The organism is Acinetobacter amyesii (assembly GCF_023499985.1).
Taxonomy (GTDB): domain Bacteria; phylum Pseudomonadota; class Gammaproteobacteria; order Pseudomonadales; family Moraxellaceae; genus Acinetobacter; species Acinetobacter amyesii.
Genome location: NZ_JAMCOU010000031.1, coordinates 1 through 16,576, shown reverse-complemented (window position 1 = coordinate 16,576; position 16,576 = coordinate 1). Strand labels below are relative to the sequence as shown.

The following is a 16,576-nucleotide window of genomic DNA, read 5'->3' as shown; positions in this document are numbered from 1 at the left end:
ATTTTAATTCACCTGTCGAATGACTATCCCCGCTTTAAAGGCTTCTACATTTTCCACCAATTGCTGCACAATGCGTTGTCGCGCATCGACGCTTCCCCATGCACTATGTGGGGTAATGATTAAATTTGGAATACTCGGGTCGAGCAGCACATTACCCTGCTTAGGTGGCTCAACCGTCAAGACATCGGTTGCTGCGCCTGCGATCGTCCCTAATTTTAATGCCTCGGCTAATGCCGATTCATTGACAACACCACCTCGTGCGCAATTGATCACAAAGGCCGATGCTTTCATTTGAGCCAAGCTTTCATGATTGAGTAAATCACGGGTTTCATCAGTTAAAGGACAATGCAAACTCAGAAAATCGACCTGCGCTAGCATCTCAGAAAATGCCACACGCTCAGCCAACATAGGTCGATTCGGTAGCGCACCAATCATAATTTTCATGCCAAAAGCTTTAGCTAAATGTGCCACGGCTTGCCCCAATTCGCCATAGCCAACAATACCCAAAGTCTTACCAGCCAGCTCAATAATTGGAAAATCTAGTAAGCAGAACTGATCTGCTTTTTGCCAATCCCCCTGTTGGACTGCCCGATCATACTGTCGAAATGATGTCGCCAAGTTCAACATTAACATCAAGGTATGCTGTGCGACTGCAGCGGTGCCATAAGCTTGGCAATTACACACCACGATGCCTTGTTGCTGTGCGTGTACAAGGTCAACATTATTGGTGCCAGTGGCAGAAATTAAGATCAGTTTTAATTGCGGATTGAGCTGCATGTGCTCAGCATTGATGTGTACTTTATTGCTGATAATCACATCAGCCCCTTGTATGCGCTGAGCAACCTCTGCAGCCGTTGTTGCGGGATAGAGTGTCAATTCATCAAACTGTGCTTCTAGTCCGCTAAAATCTAAGTCCTGTTTATCTAGAGACTGATAATCTAGAAATACCGCTTTCATGGCTGCTTCCCTTCTGGCCGATTATAAAGATTTGATTGTGAATGATTAAAACCTGTGATGCACCAAAGTGCAATCGAACAGCATATAAAAAAACCCGCTATTTCGCGGGTTTATCGAGATGATGTTGCAGTGAATTTCGAATTTTGAGTATGACATAAATGGTCAGTATCGTAAGTAACAACATACTGCTGCTAAAAATCAGTATGCTTGAACTAACCCCCTGTGCATAGGCTGAACCCATGGTCAGCACTAAGATGAATAATACAGCAAGCATCTGTGTTGAATGCATACTGATAACCCTCATATTCCTTATGATGTTTTGGGTAGTATGATTGTTTTTTATACTACCTTTCTCTCATCATAATCTCTTCCTACAAATTAGCAAGCTTTGGATTTTCAACCCAATGTCGAGCTTAAATTTGTTCGGGTTGCACCACAAACTGGCAAGATGCATCGGCATTTTCCACAAAGAAGACTTGACCAAATTCATCGCTACTCAAACGCAATTCTTTATAGTTCAGTGTGTAATAGCCCACATATTTTTGCATTAAAATCGGATGCATACCTGCCGCCAGTTCATCTTGAGCTAAGACCAATTTCATTACCTGACGGTCATTCATCACCACCATGTAACGCTCATCTTGGACTTGGACGTAAACTAGACCTGTGCCTTTTGGCTGTAAAGGAATCAAAAACTTATGGTTCAGCGCAATCACACCGGCTGCATAGCTTTCAATTTTTTGGCTAATCACATTAAACACTAAACCATGTTCAAACTGGTCGAGTAGTAGGCTACGATTTTCCTGTGGCAAAAAGGTCGTGATCCCCAACTTTTGCAGATCTTGCTCACTGACTTGTTTGTTATTAAACAATACCCGTAATAAGGTTTGTTTTTGTTTGGCATCAAAAAACTGAGGGTCAAGCTGAAACGAATTGCTTTTTAAAATTTCACCCAAGGCATCACGATGACGTGTCAGTAAATTTTCGATGACTTTTCGATAGTAGAATTTACTGTTTTTCTTAACCCGACGCATTTTTTGATAAAAATACGGCGCATCAAATGGATGTCTCAAGAAATCATTTAACAGTTCTGAACTCGCCAATACCGCAATGGCATCATGCCCTGTAAACGGCAGATGCAACACATGCACATGCGGAATTAAAGCCTGTAGTTTTTCAAAGTGAGCGCGATCTTCTGGACAATAAGGATCATACACCACGATATATTCGCGTGTAGTCGATACATCTTCAGCAAGTACTCGCATATTGGCATGCAGATTAGGTTGAAAGAACATGCCATAGCGTGTATCGACAATGTCTTCAGGGTCTATGGAGAACTGTGGCACCATACTCACCACGCGCTGGAATCCTAATAAATTGGCATACTTAATGGCTGCATAGCCACCCATGGAACCACCATAGGCAATTCGCAGCTCAAATTGCTCTAGGATCGGCTTGATGGCTTGATACATCGGTTGCATTGACGATGCTGGAAACCACGATTTTTGTTTCGGCATCACACCGATCACATTAAAATTATATTTTTGCAAAGACTTCTCGGCATTGATGCTCAATCCCTTGGCACGGGTAATCAAATCACCGAAGGAAAAAATAAGCTCACGAGAACTGCCAGGCTGAAAAATGACACGAATTTGATCATCTTCAAAAATGATGTGCTTTTCCATTGTACTTTGCTCCAGTCCTTGTTGCGTCACACTTTTCCTTCCTTGTTGCATTCAAAGTTTATCTTGTTCCGAATATGCTATTTTATAGAGGCCATACAGATTAAAAAGTGCAGAATATGACACATTCAATACATCCTGCCGCACAACAAGGCTTCAGCTCAGCAGCTGAACTCTATCAACAAGCCCGCCCTGACTACCCGATTGAAATCAGTGCGTGGCTACAACAACATTTAGCTTTAGCCCCTCAAGCCCATCTGGTGGACTTAGGCTCAGGTACAGGCAAATTTCTCGAGTATATTCGCCCACTCAGTGAAAATATCACCGCGATCGAACCTGTGCATGAAATGCTGCAACAATTGCAGAAAAAACATCCGCATATTGCAACTTTAGCCGCCCAAAGTGATCAGATTCCACTGCATGATCATTCTGTAGCAGCGGTATTTTGTGCCCAATCATTTCATTGGTTTGCCACCCCTGAAACCCTCAATGAAATCAGTCGTATCTTAGTTCCGAATGGTGATCTTGTTTTGATTTGGAACCAGCGTGATATTCAAGTCAATTGGGTCAAACAACTCGCTGATGTCTTGAGTGAACTCGAAGGTGACACACCACGTTATCATAGTGGGCAATGGCAAAAAGTGTTTGAACAGCAGCAAACATTTAAATTAATTGCCGAAACGACCTTTCAACAATTGCATCATGGTACAGTGGAACACGTGGTTTCCAAACGATTATTGTCCACCAGTTTTATTGCAGCGTTAAGCACGGATGAACAACAAAAACTGAAACAACAATTTGAAAATATCGTGGCTGAATCAACCCAAAAGACTGCACAGGATTTCATTGATTTTCCGTATATCACGCATGTCTATATCTTTAGAAAAACACATTAGGACACGATTATGCTCTTGCCAATCTCTTTAAAAAAACTTAGTGTCATCTTCCTCATGGGTACAGTCTTAGGACTCACTGCATGTGAAAAATCATCAAAAACGGTGGAACAAAATAGTGAAATCAGTTCCGATGATCAAATCATGAAAGAGCTGAGTAGTGATCCTATTAAAAACTTTGCCAAGACCCCAGATGATCTACACGACTTAACGCTTCTGACGCAATATGACGAGAGCTTTAGTCAAATTAGCGATGAGATGGAAGATGAGCTGATGAAACTGCGTGAGGAAGGCAAACTCACCGATGAATTTTCTACACAGCGTAAGCGTGACAACATCCAGTCGGCATTAAATATGCTCAAAGAACTCGAAATGAAAACTGAACAAGGCCGTTACATTCAAGGCTTGATGTACCAGTACTGGGACAATCAATCACAAATTTATCGTGAGAAAAATCAAGCAGCCGATGGTGAGTTAAAAAATCCTAGTGATAGTGTCAAAGGTCTCGGTCAGTTTATTCATGCACAAGAACAATTAGGTCATTGGCAGGAACAATATCCCGAGCTTAAACATCCTGCTCAAGCTCAATAAATTAAAAGTCGAAAAATGACTTAAACAAAAAGGGTTCCACGTGAACCCTTTTTTATTTAGAAATACAACGCAAAAAATTAAGGACGCTCTGCATATTGCGGTAAATCATCATGAATGCTTTCCCATTCTGCTTTTGAGCTGACGAATATATGGCAGACTGGTACTTGCTGTATAGGTGTATTCAGTGTTCCTATACGTAAGCGATAGTAATCCGGGGTATCGGTTTTAATACTCATAATTGGTGAACCACATTCCCCACAAAAACAACGCTGTGTGGTTGGTGAAGATTGAAACTTTTTCAATACCTGTTCACCCGACACAATTTTGAAATCTGCTTTGGCTATTGGAGCATTGGTCGCAAATGCCGTACCATTGGCTTTTCTGCACCGAGAACAATGACATTGCACGATCTCACCGATCGGACCATTAATTTCATAGCAGACCGCTCCACACAAGCAGCTTCCGGTATATTGTTCTTGTACGCGCATAGTGGTCTTTCTTAGAAGAATTTCATCTCAAAATATCATAACTCCTCAGCAAGATTGTGACAATTTGAAGCGCTTAGCTCTGCAAAGAAACCAGATAGTTTTGAACCCCTTCACCCGCTGCTCGACCGGTTGCAAGGCATGCTGTTAGCAAATAGCCTCCTGTAGGCGCATCCCAATCCAACATTTCTCCGCAGACAAATACTGCAGGATTGCTCTTCAATTGTAAGCCATCATTTAGGACTGAACGCTTCACACCGCCCGCGCAGCTAATCGCCTCATCTATCGGGCGAAATCCATCAAGTTGAATATCTAAGTGTTTAATTTTCGCAGCAAGTAAGGCAGGTTCATGCCACAAAGATTTATCCACCAGTTCACGGACCAGTGCAGCTTTCGCCACATCTAAACCGGCTTTACGCCAAACATTGGTTAAAGATTGCTTTTTCGAAGGCTGTAATTTCTTAGCCAATTGCTCAACACTTTGATCTGGCAATAAGTCCAAAGTCAGCTGCATGGGCTGAGCAGAGTTCACTTGTTGACGCAGTGCTCGACCTTGTTTGTAGATCAATCCACTTTCCAGTCCATAGTGTGAAATGATGATATCACCTTGGGTCGGCTCGGCTTGCTCGACCCATGCATTGACCCGCTTTAAAGGCTGTCCAAACACGGGCTGCATGAACTTCGACCAAACGCGTTCCACACCGGCATTACTGGCCTGAAAAGCTTCAATACACTCAGGCTGCAGCCATTTTTGCCATGCGCCATCACTGCCTAAACGTGACCAAGACACTGCGCCACATGCCATAATAATTGCATCAAAACCAAGTACTTGACTTGATTCATCAACAAGGTTTTGAATCTTTAGCTGATTGGACTGTAAGTCCAAAACTTGATGTCGATAATAAAACTGTACCCCGTCTAGACTAAGACGTTTTAACCAGGCACGCAGCAAAGGCGCAGCTTTCATTTCAATAGGAAAGACCCGACCCGATGAACCAATATAGGTTTCAATGCCCAACCCCTTCATCCATTGTTGAATCCATGCTGCATCCCACTGCTTAACCCATGGACTCAGCCATTCCACTTGATCATAGCGCTGCACAAATTGTTCAACGGGTTCTGCATGCGAAATATTCAGCCCCGTCTTGCCCGCCATTAAAAATTTACGGGCTGCCGATGGTTTTTGCTCATAAACATGAATGTCATAGTCAAATTGGCTAAGCACTTCCGCAGCCATCAATCCCGCAGGACCTGCCCCAATGATTGCAATACGCTGAGTCATGCCCAATTATTCCGCCTGTTCTTTGACAGGATTTTGTCCCTGTAAAGGCTGAAAATCATCAAAACGTGTGGTGTAATCTACAGGCTTGGTAATGATTAACTGCTGACAGAGTTCACCACGTTCTAGATATTTAATCTCAAAGTGTGTACGTGCTGAAGTCTCTGCAATGCGTTCTTTGACAAAAGGTAGCTTCCAAACACTGATCAACTGCTGCTGCGCTTCCTCAATATATTCAGGAATATTACTGGCCAAGGTAATCTGACCACCCGGCTGCAAGCGCGACAATAGGAATTCAAAAAACGGCATATTCAACCAGCGCTGTGCAGGATTATGCGGTTCAGGGTTTGGGTACAAAATAAAGAATTGCTGTACTTGCGCAGGATGTAAGGCATGTACTACCCAAGGAATCGCATCTGCATGAATTGGAGTTAAATTGATTTGCCCTTCAAGTTGATGCTGCTTTTGCATTGCCACAAATTTTTCACGTGTCCGCTCAACAGCAATCAATTGAAATTCAGGGTGATTGGCTGAAAATAATAATGCGTGTTTACCTTTACCAGCCCCAATTTCCACACAAATCGGTGTGGAATCAATCGGCTGAAAATCACGGGGAGCTCGCATACGCTGCGCTTGAAATTGACGAATAGGCATAAACAGATCAAACTAAACAGAACGGCATAAGTCTAACAACTGCGACTGTATTTGCCTAATTGAATCATCCGTTTTTGCTGGAGTTAAGCATGCCCACCACCATGAATTGTCCACGCTGCGGCGCATTGACGACTTGGGAAAATAATGAATATCGCCCGTTTTGCTCAGATCGTTGTAAATTGATTGATCTCGGTGCATGGGCCAATGATGAATATCGTCTGCCGACACAAGATGCACCTCAAGCTGATGGTGGCCGTGAAGAAGATCAATTCTAAGGACTCAAGTTCATAAACCTGTTATTTAGGTAAATAAAAAAGGAATCCGTGTGGATTCCTTTTTTTTATTGGCTTTCTCAATCTTGTTGCTTAACCCGCTTTACCAGCAACGAAAGGGTTATGTTGTTTTTCATAACCAATGGTACTCATTGGACCGTGCCCTGAAATAAACTGGGTGTCATCCGGCAAGCTAAAACATTCACGCTGAATAGATTCGAGTAATTGTTGATGGTTACCGCGTGGGAAATCTGTCCGGCCTATCGAGCCTTTAAACAACACATCACCCGTCCATAACACCCCATATTTAGCGTTATAGAACATGACATGACCCGGTGTATGCCCCGGTGCAAAACGAACTTCAAACTCTTCTGCACCCAGCTTCAAGGTTTCGCCGCCTTCCAACCATTGGGTCACATTGACATTTTCAGGGATCGGGAAACCATATTTCGCAGAAACTTCCTGAATCATGTCCAACCAAAATGCATCTTCTTTGTGTGGGCCAATCACCGGAACATTCCATGCTTGGGTTAATGCCCCAACCGCACCCGCATGATCTAAATGGCCATGCGTTAACCACAAGGCTTTGACCGTTAAACCGAGCGCTTCAACTTCGGCTTTTAATTTTTCCGGCTCTCCCCCTGCATCAATCAAGACCGCTTCTTTCGACTCAGAGTCCCAAACAATGGAACAGTTTTGTTGAAATGCCGTAACGGGCACGATTTTAACTTGCAACATAGGGCGAAAACCTCAAGGCGATGAATGGGCTAATGTTTGCTTTAAGGCATCAAGATTAGCTTGAAGTAATAAATTGAGCAATGCGACATGATCATCCCGCGCGTTTAATGCGGGAATATAGCCATATTCACCACCGCCTGCAGCTTGGAAAGTTTCAGCATTTTGCAGCGCCAACTCTTCTAGCGTTTCCAAACAATCCGCTGAAAATGCAGGGCTCATAACCTGTACCGATTTCACGCCTTGTTTGCCCCACGCTTCCAAGGTGGCATCAGTATAAGGCTTCACCCACTCTTGCTTACCAAAACGCGATTGGAAACTAATTTCATACTGTTCAGCAGTTAAACCCAAGGCTTTTGCAACCAAATGCCCAGTCACACGGCAACGATCTGCATAGGGATCACCTTTATCGGCATAAGGCTGTGGAATACCGTGGAATGACATCAATAATTTATCTGGCACACCATGTTTAGCTTGATAATCACGCACACTTTGCGCCAAGGCCTGTATAAACACAGGATGCTGGTAATAGTCACGAATAATGCTCAGACCCGGTAAATTACGCTGCTGTGGAATCCATTTAGCAATCGCATCGTATAAAGGTGCCGTAGATGTTGCTGAATACTGTGGAAACAACGGAAATAATAGAATGTGGTCTTGAGGCTGCTCAGCCAATTGCGCTAAAGCGGCAGAAATCCCTGGATTACCATAAGTCATTGCAGGAATCACATTCAGTTCAAATTCTGGATATTTTGCTGTGAGATGCTGTTTTACTGCGGCGACTTGCTCAAATAAAATTTCACGCATGGGCGAATCATTACCCCAAACCATGTCATAAGCATGTGCAACACGTTTAGGGCGAAATGGCAAAATAAACAAACGTAGAATGATTTGCCAAATCGGTTTCGGGATTTCAATCACCCGCTGATCTGACAAAAACTGTTGCAGAAACCGACGCACTGCGGGCACAGTTGGCGCATCAGGCGTACCTAGATTCGCCAGAATAATGGTGACTTTAGCTTTCTCGACAGGCAACATTACGCTTTTTCCATCAATTTGAATGACGCTAATGTAGCAGCTTTTAATCCATTTAATAAAATAGATTAATATGCAGATTTAAATTGAAAAACTCGATCATTATCAAGCAAATTACTTTCTAACAATTTTTGACCTTTACTGGTCACTTGCCACAACATCCGCTGACGATCATCTCGGCCATTGGGTACAATCCAGTCATTCTGCCGCATCTGGCTTTTAATGCTGTGTAAAGCACGAATATTCACTTGTGCCCGCGCAACCGCATGAGCACGTGGCATCTCAATACGTGCATCATCCAAACCTGTTTCATTCAAAAACTCATTCATTCGTTTAGAGAAGAATTCTTCAGGGGTTGGATTAACAAAGGTTGCGCCTAAAATCGACAAGAGCTGCGCCCACGTCATTTTCTTCTGTACTTTTAATTCTTTGAAATTACCATCTTGATAAGCGTGCATGCGGTATTCAAATGAAAATAGTTCATGCATCGACACTTTTGGTAAAGATAAGAACGGATCAACTTCGCGTTTTCCAGACTCTGTTTCGAGTTGAACTAACTGGGCTTTTAAACGATCAATTTCATCATGTAAAGCTTGAGTATTCTGTGGTCGCACCCAACCTGTAACAGGATAGCGTTCTAGCATTTGTGGCATGTTCAATCGAACTGCCATTTCTAAATCACGCAAACTACGATATGTAAAAACTTGATCAACTTCATTTTGTAATAGTTTTCTAAATTCTTTAAATTTTTCACGAAGTTCAGGTTTAGCATCATGTAACGCATCATCACGTGAATTTGGATCATCATGCATAAACACAATGACAGGTTTTTGCTTGGTCACCGCATAGATGTATTCAAGGTGCATATAGCCCACACCAGACACAGACTGCTCACCGTATTGACTGCCCAATAAAATCATCACATAGTCACAATCGTCAATTTGACGACGTGCAAAAGCAGTGCTCAATGGTGTGCGTTGTTCTAGCCCCCATGAGAAAAACCCCATTCCCACAAGCGTCTGAGCCAAAATAATCCGTTCTGGCTGCATTTCGCTACCAGATGTGGAAATGAATACTTGATAACGCTTATCGAGCATTAGTGATCCTCTCCCGCTGCATAACGCACTCAGCATCGAATTGATCTTAGCTGGAAAATGCGACATGACTACCCCAATAAAAAACTAATTTTTTCATTTAACGTTGTCCAAAATGACTGATTTAGTCTTCTGAACTTATAAGTCCGATGTTGGCAATGTTCCAAGAAATATCATCTTGAATCAGGCGCGCCACAACCGGTTTTAAATTTTTCGCATTATTGCCACTGACATAACATTCTATACGCAAACAATTTTCTCGTTTCTGATCAAATAATAACTCATTTTTAATCAAAATTCGGGCTGTTTGTCGTGCAACTGCAAAACCTGAGTCAATTAATGTCAGCTTCTGACCAAAAATATACTGAATTGCCGATTTTAGGAAGGGGTAATGTGTACATCCAAGCACTAAAAAATCTGCACCTTGATTTACAACTGGCTGTAAAACATCAGTTAATGTGTTAAGACAAGCCTCACTCATCTGCGCACCTGCTTCTACAAAGGGTACTAATTCCAAACTGGTAACAGTCAGAACATTGACCCCTGCCGGCTCAGCAAAACGATGCATCACATCTTTAATCAACTTTCCACGAAATGTCGCAGGTGTTGCAAGAACAGCCACTGTTTTACTTTTTGTTTGCAGAACGGCAGGCTTTAACGCAGGAACTAAACCAATAATGGGGAAGTTCTCCCCATAATGTTCACGCAAATAATCCAAACTAAAAGCAGATGCCGTGTTACATGCCACGACAGCGACTTTACAGCCTTGGCGGTATAACCACTCTATGGCATGTGCAGTCAATTCACGTATATTTTGATCATCACGTGGCCCATAGGGTACATGTGCAGTATCGGCATAATACACAATGCGTTCATTCGGCAAGTAGCGCGCAATTTCTAAAGCCACAGATAAGCCACCAATCCCCGAATCAAATAAACCGATCGGTGCATCTGCGCCAGCTTTCGGCATGGGTACATCCAGTGGGTAAATGGGGTGAATGGCGGTCATAGGATCACTTATATGTTGTTCAGAATGACAAGGTGGAAAGCTTAAACCTCAGGTGCCTAATTGCAAGCGCAAATCACCACTTTGTAACACTAAAATGGATTCACCTTTTTCATTTTCAAGCAGTTCACCCATCTCAACTAAATGAAAGAATGCGGCACGCTGGATCAGTGCATTAATTCCAAAACGCACATGTACATAAGGGCGCAATTCACCTTGATATTCACGCATAAAAATAGGATGTTCATCATCCACAACAATCACGTCTTGTGTTGTAGTCGTAAACTGGATATAGCGCTTGTTTTCTAGCTCAAGCGTATCGACTCGATTAACAAATAAAGGCTCATCTTCCACCTGTATTTCAATTTGTTCCACAGGAGTTTTTAAATAGAATTTCCCATCTTCTTTCCAAAGCACGGTTGAGAACAGATCAATGAGTGCTTGCCGCTTGATCAATTGACCATCGTGCCACCATTCTCCATTGGCTAAAACCTTCAAATCCATTGCACCACAATGCTTTGGATGCCATTGATCTAATGGAGGGATTGACCTTTTGTGACCGGTCTGTCCATCTTTTAAGTATTGTGCAATGTTCATTAAATTTCTATCATCCCTATTAATGAATTTTTTCGTCGGGTTTTCGTTCAATTGCTGCTTCATCCGCCTAATAAATACCTTAGTGACGGAAAAATAATATGATTCAGCCAATTGGCTAGAACTCGGTTTAAAACTATACTAGCCCACAATATCAAAGACACGATAGAAAAATTGTGTCTGGGCATTAAGAACACTCATGGCAGCACCATTTAAATGAATTGAATGGATGCCACCTTCCGAAATATGAGGAGTCCTACATGGAACACATCGAACGTGAATCGATGGAGTTTGACGTAGTTATCGTCGGTGCAGGTCCTGCCGGCCTATCTGCTGCGATTAAAATTCGTCAACTTGCAATTGAAAATAACCTAAACGATCTGTCCGTTTGTGTCGTGGAAAAGGGCTCCGAAGTGGGTGCGCATATTCTATCAGGTGCTGTGCTCGAACCTCGCGCGATGAATGAATTGTTCCCAGATTGGAAAGAACAAGGCGCACCGTTAAATGTGCCTGTGACTGAAGATAAAACCTACTTCTTATTGTCTGATGAAAAATCACAAGAAGCACCGCATTGGATGGTGCCAAAAACCATGCATAACGATGGCAACTATGTTATTTCGTTAGGTAATGTGGTTCGTTGGTTGGGCGCTAAAGCTGAAGAATTAGAAGTGTCTATTTTCCCAGGCTTTGCAGCATCTGAAATCCTTTACCATGAAGATGGTACTGTGAAAGGTATTCAGACTGGTGACATGGGCATTGGTAAAGATGGCGAACCAACGCATAACTTTACTCCTGGCTATGAACTTCATGCCAAATACACATTATTTGCTGAAGGCTGTCGTGGTCACTTAGGTAAACGTCTGATTGCTCAGTTCAACTTAGATAAGGATGCTGATCCGCAACATTACGGTATTGGTATTAAAGAACTTTGGGAAATCGATCCTGCTAAGCACAAACCAGGTTTGGTGATGCACGGTGCAGGTTGGCCTTTAAGTGAAACAGGTTCTTCAGGCGGTTGGTGGTTATACCACGCTGAAAACAACCAAGTGACGTTGGGTATGATCGTTGACTTGTCATACACCAATCCACACATGTATCCATTTATGGAAATGCAGCGTTGGAAAACACATCCACTGATCAAGCAATATCTTGAAGGTGGTAAACGTATTTCTTATGGCGCACGTGCGGTTGTGAAAGGTGGTTTCAACTCACTACCTAAATTCACTTTCCCGGGTGGTAGCTTAATTGGTGATGACGCAGGTTTCCTGAACTTTGCGAAAATCAAAGGCTCTCATACAGCAATGAAATCAGGCATGCTGTGCGGTGAAGCTGTATTTGAAGCGATTGCTGCGGGTGTGGAAAAAGGTGGTGACCTTGCCATTGCACGTGTGACTGAAGGTGAAGACTTCTTCGCTAAAGAGTTAACTGCGTACACAGACAAGTTCAACAACAGCTGGTTGAAAGAAGAGTTATATAACTCTCGTAACTTCGGCCCTGCTATGCATAAGTTTGGTCAATGGATGGGTGGTGCGTTCAACTTTGTTGATCAAAACATCTTTAAAGTGCCATTCACACTGCATGACTTACAGCCAGACTTCAGTGCTTTAAAAACTGTCGATGCTGCGAACTTCAAACCGAATTATCCAAAGCCAGATGGCAAGCTGACTTTTGACCGTTTGTCTTCAGTATTCGTATCGAATACCGTTCACGAAGAGAACCAGCCTGCGCATTTAAAACTGACAGATGCGTCTATTCCTGTAAATGTGAACTTACCAAAATGGGATGAGCCTGCTCAGCGCTACTGCCCTGCTGGTGTTTATGAAATTATGGAAAATGATGACGGTGATAAGCGTTTCCAAATCAATGCAGCGAACTGTGTACACTGTAAAACGTGTGACATTAAAGATCCATCTCAAAACATTACTTGGGTAACACCTGAGGGTGGTGGTGGTCCTAATTATCCTAATATGTAATCTCTTTTGAGATTGAAATAAACCCGCTTAATGCGGGTTTATTTTTTAATATACAATCACACTCTTTAAATAAATATTATTACAAAAAAACTAATTCCTATAAAAAATTAATTTCATAATTAGTTTATTTTAAATAATTATCAATGTGTCATTTTATATCCATTAGATTTAGATATTTTATAAATAATTAAAAGAAATAATTTCACTAAGCCTAAAATAAAAATTTAAATTTCATCTATGTAGTAATATATTCTTTTAGATCCTTCAATTTTATAATAATTAATTTTAATTTCTCTAGAACTTTCCATATTACAAAGCTTATTTATAACTTCATCTCCTCCACCGTACATTGTAATTTCCTTATTTTCGATCAGAAAATTAAACGATGTAGGCTCTTCATAATTTCGATGAATTTTTTCCAACTTATATTTTAAGGTTAGATCTTTTATGTTAGAAAAATCAGTACTATTAAATGGAAAAACTCCCCTATTACACCCACCTAAAAAAAGCGCTTGTTTATTTTTCTCGTATAAATATGCTATTTTTTCGTCATCAGCATATACATGCGAGCTAATGAACACTATAAATAACAACCTAAAAACACCAACAAAATTTACCATAGCTCAATTTATTTATTAAAAATAAAAGAAATAATCTTTTAAAATCAAACCCACTAAATAAAATTAAAAAATCAATATCAACAAAAACCATTGTAAGAAAGTTTAAATAACTAAAAAATCAGAATAAAATTCCGCCTACAAAATTATTACTTCAAAAATTAAAAATACAATTCCCTTGCACAAAAAAATGTGAAAAAAACAAATATACGACATGCAATTCATTTAGAATAAATAAATTCATTCAAACTAGTTAAATAATGAAAATCACCTGCAATAATACTTGGCGATAGCACTCTAAGATCCATAACAACATAATATTTTAGCTCTGCATCATCTATAATTTTTTGATATTCTTCTAGCTTATCCATTTCATTTTTATCTAACTTGAAATGGATACTTTTTTTCATTTTCCCAGGTAATATTAGATTGTTTAATAAATCCTCATTTTTCTCTATCAAATTATATTTATTCAAACTAAATTTAAAAGATGCATTCAAACCATCCCTAATCACTAAATTTGATATTATTTTACTTCTTCTATTTTCATTACTCACCTCCCAATCATTAACCCCAGTGATTAATATATCTTGCCCAGATAAATTCTCAAATATCAATTCTAAAACATAATCAGATTCACTTTTTTTTATTTTAGTAATAATTTTAAATCCTATTTCCATTTTACTTTCACTGGAATTAATAAAATTTATTTTTTTTTCATTAAACCATTTTAAAATATCCTGCCCATTACTGTCTTTTGAATTAAAAAGTATTGAAGAAACAGTATTCTCACCTGAAATTTCAAAAAATCTAAAATTTAACTTCTTATCTTTACTACTTTTGACATCATATTTTTTATTAAGCAAGAAAATTTTTTTTCCATATTTGTCATAATCTTCAGCCTCTTTTTCGGTTAAGCTTTTAACAATCAAACCGACTCCGTTTATTTTATTATTTTTACTACCTATTCTATCTACTGTAGAATTTTTCAAATAAAATTCTTTACCATTATTAGCCCAAAATTTTTCTATAAGAGGATTACCCCAATAATTTGGATATGTACTCGTGTAAAACTCTTGATTATTTTTCGCCATTGATACAGTACTCATAAATAAAATTGAAACCATTATAAATTTAAGATTTAACATCCCAATTAATCCCTGTTTCTTTTTCAAACCAATCTCGAATTTGATGCAGATAATATTCATGCATTTGTGGATTTTTAATTAAAGTTCCTTCACCCATTAAATTATTTTTTGAATTTCTTTTCCAAAAATCTGCAGGCTCTGCAATCTTAAGATCTATTTGATATGGTGGATTACTTGTAGCTAAAGTATATCTTTGATTTACTGCTCCCCCATAAGCAAAATACTCATCTGGCCAATTAAATAAATGACCAGATTCATGCGCATGTATATTATTCGACATCCAACTTGGCTCAAATTTCCAACATCCGAAGTCATATTGTTGAAAATCAGTTAATGAAGTTGAGTTTTCAATAAATTCATAAATTTGATAGTAATCAGTTACCTGTTTTTTCGATGCTTCGTATTCTGCTGTAGCATTTATAGACCAATTACTTGAATCCGCACGTGTACTTAATTTGTATATATTAACCTCATGACCATCTTGTGCTTCTACAACTTCCAACCAAACTGGAACTTTACACGTACATTTTGATTGACCACAGTTTTTCGGATATAAATAAAAATTATTTTTATTTAAAATTTTCTCAATTTCAGATTTAGCTTTATTAAAGTCAAACCAATCTTTATATGGAATTTCTATATCCTCAAAAGAAAACATGGAATTTTGCAAATCTAAGCTAGAATCATATGGTAATTCTACTTCTATACCACTTTTATTAGTAACTATCTGGTTATTATTATCAACTAAGACACGCTTTTTTCCTTTAAAAGATATCTTTGTTGTTACTGTTAAGAGGTTTTTAAGTGGATCAAACTTAATATCAAATGGTTGGCTTATCTCTGAATAATCATAAAATTTGACTTTATACCTCTTTGAATTTTCATAATAGTCAACATAACCATCTTCTAAAGTTTCATTTTTTTCTATACCTATTGATATTAAATTTCCGTTTTCATCCGTATCTACAATTTTCCCAGAAAGAGCTTCTGGTAGATAATCAACTATACTAATTGGTTTTAATAAAGATGAACAACTATTTCCATGTAATGCTGAATCATTCAACGCCGTGGATGACTCAGCATTAGATATATATTCGGTATTTGAATTTGATTGTTTTAACCTTATAGGACATTCGCTCACTGAATTTTCTTTGATTTTCAGTGCAGGTAAATTTACATTCAAAGTGGGAATCTTGTTCCCTCCCACAAACTTATGCTGCCCCGCCTTCACCTCAAACTTACCGCTAGTAGTAGGCAATACACCCGCACTACTAATTTCAATCTGACTACCACCAGCAGTTAGCACGATTTTTTTGCTCGCTTTGATTTCAACTTTTTCTTCCGTGGAAATAATTTGAATACCTTTTCGGGCAATCAGATCTGCCCCATCACCTTGCGCTTGGATTTCAACTTTGCCTTTGCCTGCATACGCGCGTAAACCTTCTTGTGCTGCAAATAGACTGATCTTGCTTTGTGCATGGGCAATTAAAGATTTTTGACTGCTGATATTGATGCTATCGCCCGCACTTTGGCTGATCTGTCTATCTGCTGAAAGATGAAT

Annotated in this window: 18 protein-coding genes; 4 read left to right on the top strand and 14 right to left on the bottom strand. The window is 39.8% G+C overall.

The annotated features are described in order from the left end of the window. Window positions 1-3: 3 nt before the first annotated feature. The 3 genes from M5F03_RS08710 to M5F03_RS08700 form a co-directional block, all read right to left on the bottom strand. Entirely contained in the window at window positions 4-957 is a 954-nt protein-coding gene (locus M5F03_RS08710) for a 2-hydroxyacid dehydrogenase (RefSeq protein ID WP_249708034.1), read from the bottom strand. Window positions 958-1,054: 97 nt separating this feature from the next. Further along, window positions 1,055-1,246, bottom strand: coding sequence for a hypothetical protein (locus M5F03_RS08705; protein WP_078189765.1), 192 nt, complete (start codon window positions 1,244-1,246; stop codon window positions 1,055-1,057). A 124-nt stretch (window positions 1,247-1,370) separates the two neighbouring features. Continuing rightward, window positions 1,371-2,642, bottom strand: a complete 1,272-nt coding sequence (locus M5F03_RS08700; protein ID WP_249708207.1) for an alpha/beta fold hydrolase — start codon at window positions 2,640-2,642, stop codon at window positions 1,371-1,373. Between the two features lie 116 nt (window positions 2,643-2,758). On the opposite strand from M5F03_RS08700, the gene M5F03_RS08695 reads away from it, so the two are divergent. Further along, entirely contained in the window at window positions 2,759-3,535 is a 777-nt protein-coding gene (locus tag M5F03_RS08695; protein ID WP_180105938.1) for a class I SAM-dependent methyltransferase, read from the top strand. A 9-nt stretch (window positions 3,536-3,544) separates the two neighbouring features. After that, window positions 3,545-4,123, top strand: a complete 579-nt coding sequence (locus tag M5F03_RS08690; RefSeq protein WP_111885921.1) for a hypothetical protein — start codon at window positions 3,545-3,547, stop codon at window positions 4,121-4,123. Window positions 4,124-4,200: 77 nt separating this feature from the next. Here the strand turns inward: M5F03_RS08690 and M5F03_RS08685 are convergent, their stop codons facing one another. The 3 genes from M5F03_RS08685 to M5F03_RS08675 form a co-directional block, all read right to left on the bottom strand. Further along, window positions 4,201-4,611: a GFA family protein gene (locus M5F03_RS08685; protein ID WP_111885922.1), complete on the bottom strand. Its 411-nt coding sequence runs from the start codon at window positions 4,609-4,611 to the stop codon at window positions 4,201-4,203. Between the two features lie 73 nt (window positions 4,612-4,684). Then, window positions 4,685-5,890 (bottom strand): TIGR03862 family flavoprotein, encoded by a 1,206-nt coding sequence (locus M5F03_RS08680; RefSeq protein ID WP_249708023.1) that lies wholly within the window; start codon window positions 5,888-5,890, stop codon window positions 4,685-4,687. Window positions 5,891-5,896: 6 nt separating this feature from the next. After that, window positions 5,897-6,547, bottom strand: a complete 651-nt coding sequence (locus M5F03_RS08675) for a class I SAM-dependent methyltransferase (RefSeq protein ID WP_249708206.1) — start codon at window positions 6,545-6,547, stop codon at window positions 5,897-5,899. Between the two features lie 83 nt (window positions 6,548-6,630). On the opposite strand from M5F03_RS08675, the gene M5F03_RS08670 reads away from it, so the two are divergent. Then, window positions 6,631-6,816 (top strand): DNA gyrase inhibitor YacG, encoded by a 186-nt coding sequence (locus M5F03_RS08670; protein ID WP_078189771.1) that lies wholly within the window; start codon window positions 6,631-6,633, stop codon window positions 6,814-6,816. A 90-nt stretch (window positions 6,817-6,906) separates the two neighbouring features. Here M5F03_RS08670 and M5F03_RS08665 read toward each other — a convergent pair whose 3' ends face one another. The 5 genes from M5F03_RS08665 to M5F03_RS08645 form a co-directional block, all read right to left on the bottom strand. Beyond that, the gene (locus M5F03_RS08665) at window positions 6,907-7,551 is read right to left on the bottom strand and encodes an MBL fold metallo-hydrolase (RefSeq protein WP_249708021.1); all 645 of its coding nucleotides are present in this window, start codon (window positions 7,549-7,551) and stop codon (window positions 6,907-6,909) included. Window positions 7,552-7,563: 12 nt separating this feature from the next. Further along, window positions 7,564-8,586, bottom strand: coding sequence for a ferrochelatase (gene hemH / locus M5F03_RS08660; RefSeq protein ID WP_249708019.1), 1,023 nt, complete (start codon window positions 8,584-8,586; stop codon window positions 7,564-7,566). A gap of 65 nt (window positions 8,587-8,651) precedes the next feature. Then, window positions 8,652-9,680, bottom strand: a complete 1,029-nt coding sequence (locus M5F03_RS08655) for a DUF4062 domain-containing protein (RefSeq protein WP_180089038.1) — start codon at window positions 9,678-9,680, stop codon at window positions 8,652-8,654. A gap of 121 nt (window positions 9,681-9,801) precedes the next feature. After that, window positions 9,802-10,686, bottom strand: a complete 885-nt coding sequence (gene murI, locus M5F03_RS08650; RefSeq protein WP_249708017.1) for a glutamate racemase — start codon at window positions 10,684-10,686, stop codon at window positions 9,802-9,804. Between the two features lie 48 nt (window positions 10,687-10,734). Further along, window positions 10,735-11,343: a DUF1285 domain-containing protein gene (locus tag M5F03_RS08645; RefSeq protein WP_249708016.1), complete on the bottom strand. Its 609-nt coding sequence runs from the start codon at window positions 11,341-11,343 to the stop codon at window positions 10,735-10,737. A 194-nt stretch (window positions 11,344-11,537) separates the two neighbouring features. Here M5F03_RS08645 and M5F03_RS08640 point away from each other — a divergent pair, with 194 nt between their 5' ends. Beyond that, window positions 11,538-13,250 (top strand): electron transfer flavoprotein-ubiquinone oxidoreductase, encoded by a 1,713-nt coding sequence (locus M5F03_RS08640; protein ID WP_249708014.1) that lies wholly within the window; start codon window positions 11,538-11,540, stop codon window positions 13,248-13,250. Window positions 13,251-13,474: 224 nt separating this feature from the next. Here the strand turns inward: M5F03_RS08640 and M5F03_RS08635 are convergent, their stop codons facing one another. The 3 genes from M5F03_RS08635 to M5F03_RS16705 form a co-directional block, all read right to left on the bottom strand. After that, window positions 13,475-13,870 carry a hypothetical protein gene (locus M5F03_RS08635; protein WP_249708012.1) on the bottom strand — a complete coding sequence of 132 codons (396 nt, stop codon included), beginning with the start codon at window positions 13,868-13,870 and terminating at the stop codon, window positions 13,475-13,477. A gap of 218 nt (window positions 13,871-14,088) precedes the next feature. Further along, complete coding sequence (locus M5F03_RS08630; protein ID WP_249708011.1) at window positions 14,089-14,961, bottom strand: hypothetical protein; 873 nt, start codon at window positions 14,959-14,961, stop codon at window positions 14,089-14,091. A gap of 40 nt (window positions 14,962-15,001) precedes the next feature. After that, a partial coding sequence (locus tag M5F03_RS16705; RefSeq protein ID WP_249708010.1) for a DUF2345 domain-containing protein occupies window positions 15,002-16,576 on the bottom strand: 1,575 nt, incomplete at its 5' end.

Excerpts from the sequence above, each read along its gene's own strand:
- hemH (WP_249708019.1), bottom strand. The coding sequence starts at position 8,586 with ATGTTGCCTGTCGAGAAAGCTAAAGTCACCATTATTCTGGCGAATCTA.
- murI (WP_249708017.1), bottom strand. The coding sequence starts at position 10,686 with ATGACCGCCATTCACCCCATTTACCCACTGGATGTACCCATGCCGAAA.
- M5F03_RS08630 (WP_249708011.1), bottom strand. The coding sequence starts at position 14,961 with ATGGCGAAAAATAATCAAGAGTTTTACACGAGTACATATCCAAATTAT.
- M5F03_RS08665 (WP_249708021.1), bottom strand. The coding sequence starts at position 7,551 with ATGTTGCAAGTTAAAATCGTGCCCGTTACGGCATTTCAACAAAACTGT.
- M5F03_RS08645 (WP_249708016.1), bottom strand. The coding sequence starts at position 11,343 with ATGAAGCAGCAATTGAACGAAAACCCGACGAAAAAATTCATTAATAGG.
- M5F03_RS08700 (WP_249708207.1), bottom strand. The coding sequence starts at position 2,642 with ATGGAAAAGCACATCATTTTTGAAGATGATCAAATTCGTGTCATTTTT.
- M5F03_RS08680 (WP_249708023.1), bottom strand. The coding sequence starts at position 5,890 with ATGACTCAGCGTATTGCAATCATTGGGGCAGGTCCTGCGGGATTGATG.
- M5F03_RS08685 (WP_111885922.1), bottom strand. The coding sequence starts at position 4,611 with ATGCGCGTACAAGAACAATATACCGGAAGCTGCTTGTGTGGAGCGGTC.
- M5F03_RS08705 (WP_078189765.1), bottom strand. The coding sequence starts at position 1,246 with ATGCATTCAACACAGATGCTTGCTGTATTATTCATCTTAGTGCTGACC.
- M5F03_RS08690 (WP_111885921.1), top strand. The coding sequence starts at position 3,545 with ATGCTCTTGCCAATCTCTTTAAAAAAACTTAGTGTCATCTTCCTCATG.
- M5F03_RS08635 (WP_249708012.1), bottom strand. The coding sequence starts at position 13,870 with ATGGTAAATTTTGTTGGTGTTTTTAGGTTGTTATTTATAGTGTTCATT.
- M5F03_RS08670 (WP_078189771.1), top strand. The coding sequence starts at position 6,631 with ATGCCCACCACCATGAATTGTCCACGCTGCGGCGCATTGACGACTTGG.
- M5F03_RS08640 (WP_249708014.1), top strand. The coding sequence starts at position 11,538 with ATGGAACACATCGAACGTGAATCGATGGAGTTTGACGTAGTTATCGTC.
- M5F03_RS08695 (WP_180105938.1), top strand. The coding sequence starts at position 2,759 with ATGACACATTCAATACATCCTGCCGCACAACAAGGCTTCAGCTCAGCA.
- M5F03_RS08655 (WP_180089038.1), bottom strand. The coding sequence starts at position 9,680 with ATGCTCGATAAGCGTTATCAAGTATTCATTTCCACATCTGGTAGCGAA.
- M5F03_RS08710 (WP_249708034.1), bottom strand. The coding sequence starts at position 957 with ATGAAAGCGGTATTTCTAGATTATCAGTCTCTAGATAAACAGGACTTA.